Raw genomic sequence first — 14,915 nt, 5'->3', positions numbered from 1 at the left:
TAAAGCTGTTTATAACAACAGATCATTTTAAATGACTTTTTCAGTTTCAATAATCATCATATCTGTAGTAAAAGAACCATCTGCTTGAAGTTCAAAATATTTTTTTGTATCGTCGGCTGCTGTTTTTTGGTAAATTCGTATTGCCTCGATTAACTGTTCAGGAGTACGCATCCGTTTAACCCATGTATCAAAAGAAAGTGTTAAACGATGGCGGGCTATATTATTAATGACGAAACCGGCTTCAGTTAAAAAAGTTAACCACTCACCGGGAGTATAGTCGCGAACATGTGAGGTGTCACGCATGGCTTCAACGGTTTGTAGCCAAATATCTAATACAGGATGACCTGGTGATACAACATCCATAATAATTAATTTACCGCCAGCTTTAGTTATTCGATGGAGCTGCCGAATACTTTTGCCTACATCATGCCAATGATGAGCAGAATAACGACTGACAACAATATCAAATTGATTATCAGCAAAAGGGGGATATTCAGCATAACCTTGCTTAACGGTTATATTTTGTAAATCACGGTCTTTAGCTGTTTGCGCTACAATCGATAACATTTCATCTGAAAGATCATAGGCTGTAACATGTTTAACATGTTTTGCTGCAATAAAACTGACATGACCTGCACCACATCCCATATCAAGTAGATTTGCTTCTGAATGTGGAATAAGGAAGTTAGATAAATATTCAAGATCTGGACCTTGAGCATGTACTTGACTGGTCAAATAAGCATTGGCTTGTTCACCAAACTGTTGTTTCACATTGTCATGATGTGTTGCCATTGTTGATGTTCCTTATTATCGGACGCAAATATGCGTCCAAAATTTAAAGTTAAGCTAAAAATGAAGGAATTTTATGTTCAAAATTACTAATCGCATCTTCATGTTGTAGAGTTAAGCCAATATTATCTAATCCATTTAACAAACAATGACGCTTAAAAGCATCAATTTTAAATGAATATTGTTTATTACCAGCAATAACGACTTCATTGACCAAATCAATGGTAAATTCAATACCTTCATTGGCTTCAACGATTTTGAATAATTCATCAACATCTTCTTCTGATAAATTGACCAACAATAACTGATTGTTAAATGAGTTATTGTAAAAAATATCGGCAAAGCTTGAACCGATAATCGTTTTAAACCCATAATCAGCAAGCGCCCAAGGGGCATGTTCACGCGATGATCCACAACCAAAATTTTCACGCGTAAGTAAAATGCTAGCACCTTTGTAGCGTGGTTTATTTAAAATAAATTCAGGATTAGGTTGCTCGCCAGCATCATCTAAAAAACGCCATTCATGAAAAGCATGTTTACCAAATCCAGTGCGTGTGACTTTTTGTAAAAACTGTTTTGGAATGATCGCATCTGTATCGACATTAGCCGCATCTAAAGGAACAACTAATCCGGTATGTTTTGTAAATTTAGCCATGACAAGTCTCCTTAAAATGGTTTACGAATATCAGTAAAATGACCAGTAATTGCTGCTGCTGCGGCCATTGCTGGGCTAACTAAATGGGTTCTTGCATCGCGCCCTTGGCGACCTTCAAAGTTACGGTTACTGGTTGAAGCACAGCGATCTCCTGGTGCTAATTTATCATCATTCATCGCAAGGCACATTGAACACCCCGGTAAGCGCCACTCAAAACCTGCTTCGATAAAAATTTTATCTAATCCTTCTGCTTCGGCTTGTTCTTTCACCGGTCCTGAACCTGGAACAACTAAAGCTTGCACACCATCAGCTACTTTACGACCTTTAGCAATTTGTGCTGCAGCTCGTAAATCCTCAATACGTGAATTTGTACATGAACCGATAAATACTTTATTAATTTTAATATCAGACATGTTTGTTCCTGCTGTTAATCCCATATAAGCAAGTGCTCGCTCTGCTGAGTTTTTTTCAATAGGATCAGCAAATTCATTTGGGTTTGGTACTTTTGCATCAATTGATGTAACTTGTCCAGGATTAGTTCCCCAAGTGACTTGTGGGGCGATATCTTTTCCTTCTAGTGTAATAACAGAATCAAACTGGGCACCTTCATCAGTTTTTAGCGTCTTCCAATAGGCAACAGCTTTATCAAAATCTTCACCTTTAGGTGAAAATTGACGACCTTTTAGGTATTCAAACGTAACCTCATCTGGTGCAATAATACCGGCTTTCGCCCCCATTTCAATTGCCATATTACATAATGTCATGCGTCCTTCCATGGATAATGATGTAATAGCATCACCACAAAACTCAACCACATGACCTGTACCACCAGCACTAGTGGTTTTACCAATAATGGCTAATATAATGTCTTTGGCCGTAATACCGTCAGCGACTTGCCCTTTAACTTCAATTTTCATGGTTTTAGCACGACCTTGTTTTAAAGTCTGAGTAGCTAACACATGTTCCACTTCGGAAGTTCCAATACCAAAAGCTAAGGCTCCAAATGCACCATGAGTGGCAGTATGAGAATCACCACATACAATCGTCATGCCCGGTAAAGTCATACCTTGTTCTGGTCCTACAACATGCACAATTCCTCGTAATGGGCTTTGCAAATCATATAACGAAACACCAAACTCTTTGGCATTTTTTGCCAGTTCAGTTAACTGAATTCGTGCCATTTCGCTACATGCGCTAAGATCATTACTTTTTGTTGAAGTGTTATGATCCATGGTTGCAAATGTTTTTTGTGGTTGACGCACTTTACGGTTCATAGCACGTAAACCATCAAACGCTTGAGGTGAAGTTACTTCATGCACTAAATGGCGATCGATATATAAAATAGGCGTCTCGTTTGGCGCTTCATAAACGACATGTGCATCATATAATTTTTGATACAGTGTTTTTGACATTGCATATTCCTTATTATTTTTACAACAAGTACTAAAGACTCAGTTTTATCACATTATTTTATTTTCAGTTATCATTAAACAATGCGCTTAAATCAGTTTACAAATAATATCACCCATTTCATCAGTCGATACGGATTGTTCTTTTTGCGCAAGATCGACAGTGCGATAACCTTGTTCTAATGCTTTATTTACTGCAGTTTCAATGGCGGATGCAATATCGTCACGTTTTAAACTGTAACGGACTAACAACGCCAATGACAAAATTTGCGCAGCAGGATTAGCAATATTTTTACCAGCAATGTCAGGTGCACTACCGCCAGCTGGTTCATATAAACCGAAACCTTGCTCATTAAGGCTAGCAGAAGGTAACATCCCCATAGAGCCAGTTATCATGGCACATTCATCAGACAAAATATCACCAAATAAATTTGAGCATAAGATCACATCAAATTGTGAAGGATCTTTAACAAGTTGCATTGTTGCATTATCAATATACATATGCTCAAGCGCTACATCAGGATAGTTTTTCGCAACTTCTGTCACGACTTCTCGCCATAAAATCGAGGTTTGTAATACATTCGCTTTATCAATTGATGTGACTTTTTTACGACGTAAACGTGCGGCTTCAAAGCCCATTTTGGCGATACGTTCAATTTCAAAACGGTGATACACTTCAGTATCAAATGCCTTTTCTTGAGCACCACTTCCTTCACGTCCTTTTGGCAAACCAAAATAGATACCACCCGTTAACTCGCGCATACATAAAATATCAAAACCACGCCCTGCAATATCGGCACGTAATGGACAAAGATCTTCTAAACCTTGATATAAACGAGCAGGGCGCATATTTGCAAATAATTTGAAGTGTTTACGTAATGGTAATAACGCGCCACGTTCGGGTTGCTTTTCAGGTGGTAGATTTGTCCATTTTGGACCACCAACCGAACCAAATAAAATAGCATCGGCTTTTTCGCATCCTTCTAGTGTTTCTTTTGGTAGTGGACAGCCGTGAATATCAATCGCGGCACCACCAACATCATATTCACTAGTGGTGATTGAAAGTTGATATTTTTGGCGGATAACATCTAATACTTTATAGGCTTGTTTCATTACTTCTGGGCCAATGCCATCGCCGGGTAATACTGCTATATGGTAGTTTTGTGACATTTTTTATTCCTTTACAATCTCATTTAATTTACTTGTTTTGCTATTAAGCGAGCAAAACAAATTATTTTTTAATCTTGGTGTAATTTTTGTTTTTCTTGTGCAACTTGGTTTGCTCGATAGACATTATTTAACACATTAATTAAGGCCAAAGCGGATGAGTGAACAATATCGGTTGCTAGTCCAACGCCATGGAATTTACGGCCTTTATAATCAGCAACAATATCCACTTGCCCTAAAGCGTTTTCACCTTGTCCTTTAGAGGCTAATTGATATTTAACGATCGAAATCGGCTCGCCAGTAATTCGGTTGATTGCTTGATAAACCGCATCAACAGGGCCATTACCGGTTGCGGCATCAGAAAATTTTTCATCTCCAATGATAAGGCTGACTGATGCGGTAGACACAACAGTAGAGCCTGATTGCACATTAAAGTAATCTAAAACATAATGCTCTTTTTCATCTTTTAATTGATTGATAAAGATTAACGCTTCTAGATCATAATCAAACACTTGACCTTTTTTATCTGCAAGCTCTAAAAATGATGCATAGACTTGATCCAAGTTATAGTCTTTATCGTGATAACCAAGTTCTTCTAAACGATGTTTAACAGCAGCACGCCCAGAGCGTGAAGTTAGGTTCAATTGGATTTGATTTAAGCCAATTGATTCAGGTGTCATAATTTCATAGGTTTCACGATTTTTAAGCACACCATCTTGATGGATGCCAGAAGAATGAGCAAAAGCATTGCTACCTATAACGGCTTTATTTGCAGGGATTGGAGTATTCGTGATTTGGCTAACAATTTGGCTAGTACGATAAATTTCTTGATGATTAATATTGGTGTGAACATTTAAGATATTTTGGCGAACTTTTATTGCCATAATGACTTCTTCAAGTGCGGTATTACCCGCACGTTCACCTAAACCATTCATCGCACCTTCAATTTGCCGAGCACCTTCTTGAACCGCGCTAATCGAGTTAGCCACCGACATGCCCAAGTCATCATGGCAATGAACAGAGATAATCGCCTTATCAATGTTCGGGACACGTTCAAATAGGGTATGAATAATGCCACCAAATTGATAAGGGACAGTATAACCGACAGTATCTGGAATATTGATCGTTGTTGCCCCTGCTTTAATTGCTGCTTCAACGATCCGACATAAGTTATCAATTGGGGTACGGCCTGCATCTTCACAAGAAAACTCCACATCATTAGTATAATTACGTGCACGCTTAATACAGTGCACAGCCCGTTCAATGACATCCTCAAATGTCATTTTTAATTTATCTTTAACATGTAATGTTGAGGTCGCCATAAAAGTATGAATACGAAACTGATCGGCCACTCTTAAGGCTTCTGCTGCAACATCAATATCTTTATCAACACAACGAGACAAAGCACAAACACGACTATCTTTAATGGTTTTTGCAATGGTTTGAACCGACTCAAAGTCACCAGGCGATGAAACAGGAAAGCCAACTTCCATCACATCGACTCGCATTCTTTCTAACGCAAGTGCGATTTGTAACTTTTCTTTAACACTTAAACTTGCTTGCAATGCCTGTTCGCCATCACGTAATGTTGTATCAAAAATAATGACTTGATCGCTCATTGTTTTTCCTTTTATATATTTTAGCGCTAGCTCGGTATTTCAAGTTATGAAAACAAAAAAACCCGCACTTTAGCGCGGGTTCTTGATTTGTTGAGATATTTATTAAATAACTTCTTTACTCCACACACAAGCTATCCGCGCAAGTTGATGCGAGGAGGAGGCTGAGGTTAAGTGATAAAAAGCTAATAAACATAATAATCTCTGATTTCGTTTTTATTAAAATAGACTAAACTAGTAATACTTTTACCAAATGATATTATTTATGTCAATGATTATTTCCTTCAATCTTAATACAGCCTAATTTTTTAAGTCATAAAAATTTTTAAATCATAAAAATTAAGTAACAAGCGTAGATAGATTATTTAACAAATCTATTAAAATGATAAGTTGAGATGTAATTTAACCTAATTATAATAATTAAAAGCACAACATCATGAGGGCATAACCATGAATATCGTTGATATTTCACAAAACCGATATACCACCAAACATTACGACGAAACAAAAAAAATTCCTGCCAATCAGTTTGAACAATTGTTAACAGTTTTAAGAAACAGTCCATCGTCTGTAAATTCTCAGCCGTGGCATTTTTATGTTATTGATAATGATGAGGCAAAAAATAAAATTTTACCGGCTATACTTGAATTTAATCAACCAAGAGTGACGGGTGCTTCACATACTATTGTTTTTTGTATTAAAACACCATTAGACGACGCCCATTTAGTTAATCTACTCAATCAAGAAGATAAAGACGGTAGATACCCGTCAGCCGATCTTAAACAAGCACAAGATCAAGGTCGTAGGCACTTTGTAAAGCTCAATAGTACAACCAGTGAATCACAACAATGTTGGGAAAGTAAACAAGCTTATATTGCATTGGGGCAATTGCTTTTTGCTGCAGCGGCAATTGGTATTGACTCAACAGCTATTGAAGGATATGACGCCGAAAAAATGGATGAAATATTAGATCTTAAAAGCAAAGGATTGAAAAGTGTAGTTGTTGTAACATTAGGTTATCGCGCTGAAAATGACGGCAATGCACATCGTCCAAAATCACGCCTACCTAAAGAACAAATTATCACATTTTTATAAAATAAATTGAAATATCCTCCGTATTAATTGTACTAAGATATGGTGGATATTTTTGTTTACTATTCTAACTAAATATACTCGCTGTTATTAAAATAACAGCATAATATTTAAATTTTTATAAATATTTGCAATAATTTTGGGGTTATATAATACTATTTAGTTAAAACTAACTAATTGTTTTTATGAATATAATTTATTAATAATATTTTACCTAATCATTTTAGGAATTTTGTTATGAATTTATCCCAACCGCATAAACCTATACTTTCATTTGGAATGATGCTTTTAATGGCTATTGCTGTTGGCATCACCGTTGCCAGTAATTATTATGCTTTACCATTATTACATTCAATAACCGAAGATTTAAATATTTCTGTTGATCGTGCTGGTTCTATTATGACAACGGCTCAGTTTAGTTATGCTTTAGGTCTATTATTTATTGCACCTTTAGGCGATAAAATTGAGCGTAAAACTTTAATTATTGCTTTAATGTTATTAACAATAGTAGGTTTGTTAATTAGTGGGCTTTCTCATTCATTGACATTATTAATTGTTGGCACGGCAATCACAGGGCTATTTTCGGCAGTAGCACAAGTATTATTGCCATTTGCTGCAACTTTGGCTAAGCCTAGTCATAAAGGTAAAGTTGTAGGTGTGATAATGAGTGGAATGTTATTAGGCATTTTACTTGGACGTACTTTTGCTGGTGCAATTTCTACATTAATGGATTGGCGAATGGTCTATTTAATTGCTGCCAGTTGCATGGTGGTAATTACATTGTTATTTATATATTTACTGCCACGTTATAAAAGTAACAACACTATTGAATATTGGCCGCTTATTGGCTCTATTTTTATGCTTCTATTACGCAATAGTTCTTTGCGAGTTTTCGCCATAATTGGTAGTTTATCTTTTGCTTTATTTTGTTTATTTTGGACGCCATTAACATTTTTATTGAGTCATCCTCCTTATAAGTATTCCGATTTTATTATTGGTCTATTTGGACTAGCAGGTAGTGTAAGTGCATTAGGATCACCCATCGTCGGTAAATTATCAGATAAAGGAAAAGGTAGTTGGTTAATTCTTTCTGGATTAGGAGTACTGTTATTTTCATGGCTACCAATATCCTTCGCCCCATCATCAATCATTGTCTTAATTATTGGTATTATGCTAATCAATTTAGCCGCACAGATAACACATGTATCTTGCTTAAATGCAATTTATCAAAACGATCCACATATGGCGACCAGAATGAACGTAGGTTATATGTTATGTTATTTTATTGGTGGAACAGTAGGGTCATTATGTTCCACTTATTTATTTAACCATTATGGATGGCTCGCTGTGGCTATTGCTGGTGCTTTACTTTCTCTTATAGCAATTTTCATTTGGATATTCTATTTAATCAAAAATAGAGTAAAAGAGTAAATAGATATACATAATATTCCATTAAATCAAACGATAATAAATTATCACTAGATTCGAATAAAAGAATCGTTACAATATCATTCTTATTGTTTTTAAATTACGGAAAATGACATGGCGCAATATGTTTATACTATGAATCGAGTGGGGAAGATTGTTCCTCCTAAACGCTATATTTTAAAAGATATTTCTTTAAGCTTTTTCCCGGGGGCTAAAATTGGTGTGCTAGGTTTAAATGGTGCGGGGAAATCCACTTTACTGCGAATTATGGCAGGGGTTGATACCGAAATCGAAGGCGAAGCACGCCCACAGCCGGGAATTAAAATTGGTTATTTACCCCAAGAACCGAAATTAGATCCTAAACAAACCGTGCGCGAAGCTGTAGAGCAAGCGGTTGGTGATGCTAAAAGAGCGCTAGCTCGATTAGACGAAGTCTATGCTGCTTATGCTGATCCTGATGCTGATTTTGACAAATTAGCCAAGGAACAGGCTGAGCTTGAAGCCATTATTCAAACGCAAGATGCTCATAACCTTGATAACCAATTAGAGCGAGCTGCCGACGCACTACGTTTACCTGATTGGGATGCTAAAATCGAAAACTTATCGGGCGGTGAGCGTCGTCGAGTGGCAATTTGTCAATTATTACTTGAAAAGCCAGATATGTTACTTATTGACGAACCAACTAACCATTTGGATGCCGAATCGGTGGCTTGGCTCGAACGATTCTTACATGATTATGAAGGTACGGTAGTTGCCGTTACCCATGACCGTTACTTTTTAGATAACGTTGCAGGTTGGATTTTAGAGCTAGACCGTGGCGAAGGTATTCCATGGGAAGGTAACTACTCGTCTTGGTTAGAACAAAAAGATCAGCGTCTAGCGCAAGAAGCGGCAACGGAATCAGCTCGTCGTAAATCAATCGAAAAAGAACTTGAATGGGTGCGTCAAAATCCAAAAGGTCGTCAAGCTAAAAGCAAAGCCCGTTTAGCGCGTTTTGAAGAATTAAACAGCAACGATTACCAAAAACGTAACGAAACTAACGAGCTCTTTATTCCACCTGGGCAACGTTTAGGCGATAAAGTGATTGAGGTAAACAACCTGACTAAATCGTATGGCGACCGTGTACTGATTGATAACTTATCTTTTAGTATTCCTAAAGGAGCGATTGTCGGTATTATTGGTCCAAATGGTGCAGGAAAGTCAACGCTATTTAGAATGCTATCAGGCAAAGAACAACCCGATTCAGGTACTATTAGCTTAGGTGACACAGTGCAGCTTGCTTCGGTTGACCAGTTCCGTGACAGTATGGACGACAAAAAAACCGTTTGGGACGAAATTTCAAATGGTCAAGACATTATGCGCATTGGTAATTTTGAAATACCAAGCCGTGCTTATGTAGGGCGTTTTAATTTTAAAGGTGTTGATCAGCAAAAACGAGTGGGTGAGCTATCGGGTGGTGAACGTGGGCGAGTGCATTTAGCTAAATTATTACAAGTGGGCGGTAATGTATTATTACTTGACGAACCGACGAATGATTTAGATGTTGAAACCTTACGAGCACTTGAAAACGCACTCCTTGAATTCCCGGGTTGCGCTTTAGTGATATCACATGACCGTTGGTTCTTAGATCGCATTGCCACACATATTTTAGATTACCAAGACGAAGGGCATGTAGAATTCTTTGAAGGTAACTTTACCGAATATGAAGAATGGAAAAAACGCACGCTTGGTGCTGAAGCGCTTGAACCAAAACGAGCTAAATATAAGCGAATTGCTAAATAGTTCACTTTTATACCATTCCGTCAATTAATCTTGACGGAATGGTTTGATCTTCCTGATATTGATCTCAAAAAATAGCTAAACAAACGCTTTAGACGTTTTAATAATTTTGGCAAAAGTATCCATTAGTAAACGAGGTATAGCGTCTATACCTCGTAATTTGGCATCGTCACAAACAGCAATAGCTAAATCAGGTTTTGAGCTTTTATGGATCGCTTTTTGTATAATTTGGTGTACCGGCAGATCAATATGCTGTGTGGTATTATAAGCAGCAAGTTTATAGACATGACTAAATCCATGCTTAAATAAAAAATTTTCAATATCTCGTGCCGGTAAAACGGTTAAGTGATCATTAGGATTTTTATCTTCGCCACATAACGATTTTACGGTATCGGCATATTTTTTACCTGCCATATCTCCATCGGTAATGACATACCAATGAATACCCATTTTATTGGCATATTTTATAAGCGGTTTTAAACCACACTGAGCAAACTCAATAAGTTGAACACCTTCTGAACTCAAATGATAACCACTCTGTTCCGCCAATTCACGCAATAGCCAAACTTCGGTTTCACCCTCAACTAACAGCCAACAACGGGCAAATAAAGCACTGGCACGACGGTAAAAAATATGGAATAAAATTCGCCGACTATCATCAACGCCAAAAGATTGGGGAGTAATATATTTGGGCACAATTTTATCGGGTAGGCGAATTAATCGATACAGACACTCTAAAGGAAATAACGAAACCAAATCACTCGAATTAGATGTAATGATTTTTTGCGTTGGTAGATGTTTCAACAACCGAAAACCAACCGATAAAATAATCGGATGCAACTGGCTTTCAGGCTCTTCTAAAATTAAAATAGGCACAGCGTGTTGTGAAAGCGTATTATGCCCTTTGGCATTAACAATCGCCCCTAAAATGCCCAGTAATGCGGTACGCAAATAATCGTTATCAAGATCATCTAATACATTATTAATACGCTCCAGCGAATCCCAATCTTCGCTACGTGGTGAGCTGTTTTGGGCTACATGCTTATAATGGTAACGGTGCTCCTGATCGGCAAAATAATACTCCAAAAGTGCTCTTGCAGCTTGCAAACCGCGGTGCAACTCATCAGGTGTTATTTGGGTCGAATAGGCTTTTAATTGCTCACAGAGTTGCGAAGTATAGTATTCCGATAAAGGTTGATTGGTTATGGGTAAGTTTTGTGGACTAATCGAACTTTTCAACGCCATAACAGGATTAAGACCTATTAAATGGGCAATTAATGATTTATGATCAGCAAACGCTAATGCCCTTTGTTGTAAGTCCACCAACGCATGTTGAGTTATAATCTTATTGGTTTGTTTATTTGCGGTAATAAGATAAGTAATTCGGCGCAGTTTATTTTGATCAACAGGGAAAGCCGCAGGTAATAATGGTTGATAAATGGGATTGTTAAGCTCATTAAAATAGGATTCACAATAGGTAATTTTAATCACAATCTTATTGCCATAGACATCGTATTGATCGTGATAAAAATCAGAATCCACAAATTGATAAAACTGATTATCAAGCGACAACAATTGCAACGCACTAATTAAACTTGAACGCCCCCAACGGTTTTCACCCATTAGCACGCTAGCGCTTGGATTCAAGGTTAAAGATAGCGATTTGATACCTTTAAATCCTGAAATATCCATTTGCTCAATAAACATGGTACCTCCTTATTTTTAAAGATGATACTTTTCTGTCCTTTTACGAATTCGTTCAACTTTTCGATGTATGCTTGCCATTAGCTTAGACTCATTGCGCAAAATTGTTTTTAAAGGTTGATTAAAATACACTTTCAAAAAACGCCAAATATCACGATCGATTAGTCCAATATTCATGGCTGAAAAATAAAGTCCAATTAAATCTTTATCACGCCAGCGAACAGGAACCGTTTTACGGATCTGAGCACGGTGTAAATCAATTACTGACAGTTTTATTTGCTGATGATCTTCAAACAGCGGAATATCAAGCAAAAAGTGACACAAATAACAATCACGATGATTCACCCCAGCAGCGTGCATTTGAGCGACCATTTTTGCCAAATAAATCACTAAAGAACGCTTTATATGATAGCTAGGTGGATTAGTTAACCACGGTTTAGTAAAGTCTTCTAAACTGATGGTAGGGTTAAGATCTTTTGTCACAATAAATGAATGACGAGTCAGCGGATTTAGCCCCTTACGACCAAATGCCCGCCCATCCATCGTATTAACGCCCACTTGTGCTAAACGCTCAATCGCATTCCACTCTTGCTTGGCATCTAAAACAGGCAAACGTAACGAAATAAGATTTTTAACAATCTCTTTCACGGTGGTACCGCGATGAATTTTAATAAAATACGATTCGCCACTAAGCTCAAAATTCAACGTCTTACGTTGCTTTACTGCGCGATAGACTTTGCCCGATATTAACTCAACCTCTGCAAAGGGATCTTTATCAGCCCATAACTGCTCAAAAGGCGCTTTTAACTTAATTTCATTCATGATTATCACAACCTAAAATAATCTCTGTGGCACGCTGTGCTAAATGGTATAAATCAGCGGTTTTACCATAATGTATTGCATTTTGATGCCATGTTAATAACTGATCGTGATTTGTTATGGCATTTTGCAAAGCATTGTTTAGCGCCGATTGTACAAAAGGTTCATCAAGCACAACACCAGCATTGGCATCATTAATATGATAAGCATAGCCACAAATGCTTGACACAATCATTGGCACCCCAGCGGCTAATCCCTCAATAAGCACCATACCTGCCGCTTCTTGCCTTGCAGGGTGCAATAGCAAATCAGCCGCAAACAAAAAATCAGGGATATCATTCCGCCCTGCAAAAAAACGTACTTGATGCTCAATGCCGAGTTGCTTAGCCTGTTTTTGATAAGCATCGGGATTATCTTGTCCCACCACTAAAAAAGTCACTTTTTGTTTTAAATTGCAAGGTAGTGCAGCAATGGCGGTTAAAGAACGATCCACACCCTTACGTTTAAAATCCGATCCAATTTGCACAATAACAAAATTGTGCTCATCAATTTGATTGGCTTGCCTAAATTGCTTACCTTTAGCACTTGATTGAGAATGATATTGGCGATCTTGCGCAATGCCTGGTGGCAATAGGTAAAAGCGTGATGGATCAGTATGGTAATAACGTTCAAAGTCACTGATCTGCTGTTTTGTTAGTACCATAACTTTGGTCTGGCTTTGTTGATTAAATACGGCATCTTCAAAAGCTAAATAGTGTTTACAGCGTTTTGACCATTTATACAAAAAGCCCTTGTGTGACACCTTTTCGGCATAACAAGTATCACCCGCAAAATAAACATCCAAATCAGGCATTTTATTAAAGCCAACCACACAATCAACAGGATTTGCTTGTAAATGAGCCTTCACCCAACGGTAATAAGACTGATTACGGCTATGGTTAGACCAGCCTTTTTTAGGCACCAAAACTACATCAAAGTCTGTTGGTTTATCGCCTTGCCATGACATCACATAAATTCGTACATGGTGACCTTGAGCTTGGCAAGCTTTAGCAATTTGCAAAAAATCACGTTGCAAACCACCAAAAGGAAAATATTTATAAATACAAAACGCCAGTTGCATGCAGATTGCCTCAAGTTTTAAAGGGGTATTATATACTTGTTAATAAGCAACGTGCAAAAATAGCGAAAGAAGCCACAAAACGCACAAAAAACAGTCAGGAAAGGTATTGATTTTATTGAAGTTTTTTTTGAGGCGAAAAACGTAATTCAACACACCCAACTTGAAGTCAACTCACTAACTCCGTAAAATACCCAAAACGCTTATTCTGGTCTATTATGCAACTTCATCTTGTGGTTAACACTTTTGGTTCTGATCTCCAACGTCGATACGGTGAAAAGATCTACAAACTTACTCTACACGGCGGTTTTAGCTGCCCTAACCGCGATGGCACGATTGGCGTTGGTGGGTGTACTTTTTGTAATGTAGCATCGATCATTGATGAATCAATACAAGTTAAATCGATTGCCGATCAACTTGTATCGCAAGCTCATCAAATGAAAAAGTCCAAACGCTACCTAGCTTACTTTCAAGCCTATACTAGCACCTATGCCGAAGTTGCCATACTCAAAGACATGTACCAACAGGCACTAAATAGTGCTGATATTGTCGGGCTTTGCGTGGGGACACGCCCTGACTGCGTTCCTAGTGAAGCACTTGAATTACTGGCAAGTTACCAATCGCAAGGTTTTGAAGTATGGTTAGAGCTTGGTTTGCAAACTGCACACGACAAAACGCTACACGACATCAATCGTGGACATACCTTTAATGATTATCACCAAACGGTCCAAAAAGCTCGCAAACTGGGCATAAAAGTATGCACGCACTTAATTATTGGTTTACCCAAAGAAACCAAGCAGGACAATATCATCACCCTTGAACGCGTATTAAATAGCGGAGTGGATGGCTTAAAGTTGCATCCATTACATATTGTTGATGGCAGTATTATGGCAAAGGCATGGCGAGCAGGACGGCTTGAAGTTTTGTCGTTAGCGCAATATGTTGATATTGCTGGCGACATCATCAGACAAACCCCAGCAGATATTGTTTATCACCGTATATCTGCTAACGCCAGAAAGCCAACCTTACTTGCGCCAGAATGGTGTGAAAACCACTGGCAATCAATGAATGCCGTTGATCATAATTTGCGTCAATATGGTGTTCAAGGCAGCGCCATTGGGGATGAGTATTGTTTTAAGGGGTAGGGGAAAGAATTAAAAAAAAGAATAAAAACTTCAATAAAATCAATGCCTTTCCTGACCATTTTTTGGGGTTTTTGCGTTGCTTTTTAACACAAAAACAACTCACAAAAAAGACCTAAGGTTATGTTGTTGTCTTGTTACGGCGTCGGACAAATTTGTCTGGAACAAATTTGAACACCTGAGCATAGCGAAGGTGGC

General features: G+C 37.8%; 12 protein-coding genes. 4 read left to right on the top strand and 8 right to left on the bottom strand.

Annotated features, from left to right (window positions below; all coding sequences use genetic code 11):
* Positions 1-27: 27 nt before the first annotated feature.
* From GQ596_RS08735 to leuA, 5 genes are all read right to left on the bottom strand, one after another.
* Positions 28-792: a class I SAM-dependent methyltransferase gene (locus GQ596_RS08735; RefSeq protein ID WP_160401298.1), complete on the bottom strand. Its 765-nt coding sequence runs from the start codon at positions 790-792 to the stop codon at positions 28-30.
* Positions 793-841: 49 nt separating this feature from the next.
* Positions 842-1,444: a 3-isopropylmalate dehydratase small subunit gene (gene leuD / locus GQ596_RS08730; protein ID WP_160401297.1), complete on the bottom strand. Its 603-nt coding sequence runs from the start codon at positions 1,442-1,444 to the stop codon at positions 842-844.
* Between the two features lie 11 nt (positions 1,445-1,455).
* A complete protein-coding gene (leuC, locus tag GQ596_RS08725) occupies positions 1,456-2,856 on the bottom strand; it encodes a 3-isopropylmalate dehydratase large subunit (protein ID WP_160401296.1) in 1,401 nt (466 codons plus the stop codon).
* Between the two features lie 87 nt (positions 2,857-2,943).
* Positions 2,944-4,023, bottom strand: a complete 1,080-nt coding sequence (gene leuB, locus GQ596_RS08720; protein WP_160401295.1) for a 3-isopropylmalate dehydrogenase — start codon at positions 4,021-4,023, stop codon at positions 2,944-2,946.
* A 68-nt stretch (positions 4,024-4,091) separates the two neighbouring features.
* Positions 4,092-5,639 (bottom strand): 2-isopropylmalate synthase, encoded by a 1,548-nt coding sequence (gene leuA, locus GQ596_RS08715; protein ID WP_160401294.1) that lies wholly within the window; start codon positions 5,637-5,639, stop codon positions 4,092-4,094.
* Positions 5,640-6,086: 447 nt separating this feature from the next.
* On the opposite strand from leuA, the gene nfsB reads away from it, so the two are divergent.
* The 3 genes from nfsB (at position 6,087) to ettA (ending at position 9,938) form a co-directional block, all read left to right on the top strand.
* Positions 6,087-6,731, top strand: a complete 645-nt coding sequence (gene nfsB, locus GQ596_RS08710) for an oxygen-insensitive NAD(P)H nitroreductase (RefSeq protein ID WP_160401293.1) — start codon at positions 6,087-6,089, stop codon at positions 6,729-6,731.
* A 234-nt stretch (positions 6,732-6,965) separates the two neighbouring features.
* Complete coding sequence (locus GQ596_RS08705) at positions 6,966-8,159, top strand: MFS transporter (RefSeq protein ID WP_160401292.1); 1,194 nt, start codon at positions 6,966-6,968, stop codon at positions 8,157-8,159.
* 111 nt (positions 8,160-8,270) lie between these two features.
* A complete protein-coding gene (ettA, locus tag GQ596_RS08700) occupies positions 8,271-9,938 on the top strand; it encodes an energy-dependent translational throttle protein EttA (RefSeq protein ID WP_160401291.1) in 1,668 nt (555 codons plus the stop codon).
* Between the two features lie 75 nt (positions 9,939-10,013).
* Here ettA and GQ596_RS08695 read toward each other — a convergent pair whose 3' ends face one another.
* From GQ596_RS08695 to GQ596_RS08685, 3 genes are read right to left on the bottom strand one after another with little or no spacing between them, the layout of a single operon-like run.
* The gene (locus GQ596_RS08695) at positions 10,014-11,642 is read right to left on the bottom strand and encodes a DUF2813 domain-containing protein (RefSeq protein WP_160401290.1); all 1,629 of its coding nucleotides are present in this window, start codon (positions 11,640-11,642) and stop codon (positions 10,014-10,016) included.
* 15 nt (positions 11,643-11,657) lie between these two features.
* Positions 11,658-12,461, bottom strand: coding sequence for a lipopolysaccharide core heptose(I) kinase RfaP (gene rfaP, locus GQ596_RS08690; protein WP_160401289.1), 804 nt, complete (start codon positions 12,459-12,461; stop codon positions 11,658-11,660).
* Positions 12,454-13,578, bottom strand: a complete 1,125-nt coding sequence (locus tag GQ596_RS08685) for a glycosyltransferase family 4 protein (RefSeq protein ID WP_160401288.1) — start codon at positions 13,576-13,578, stop codon at positions 12,454-12,456. The genes rfaP and GQ596_RS08685 overlap by 8 nt, the downstream gene beginning before the upstream one ends.
* Positions 13,579-13,793: 215 nt before the next feature.
* Here GQ596_RS08685 and GQ596_RS08680 point away from each other — a divergent pair, with 215 nt between their 5' ends.
* Entirely contained in the window at positions 13,794-14,720 is a 927-nt protein-coding gene (locus tag GQ596_RS08680; protein WP_160401287.1) for a TIGR01212 family radical SAM protein, read from the top strand.
* Positions 14,721-14,915 lie beyond the last annotated feature (195 nt).

This window comes from Gilliamella sp. Pra-s60 (assembly GCF_009795755.1).
In the GTDB taxonomy this organism is placed as follows: domain Bacteria; phylum Pseudomonadota; class Gammaproteobacteria; order Enterobacterales; family Orbaceae; genus Gilliamella.
The sequence above is the reverse complement of the archived record's forward strand: the minus strand, read 5'-3'. Positions and strand labels throughout refer to the sequence as shown.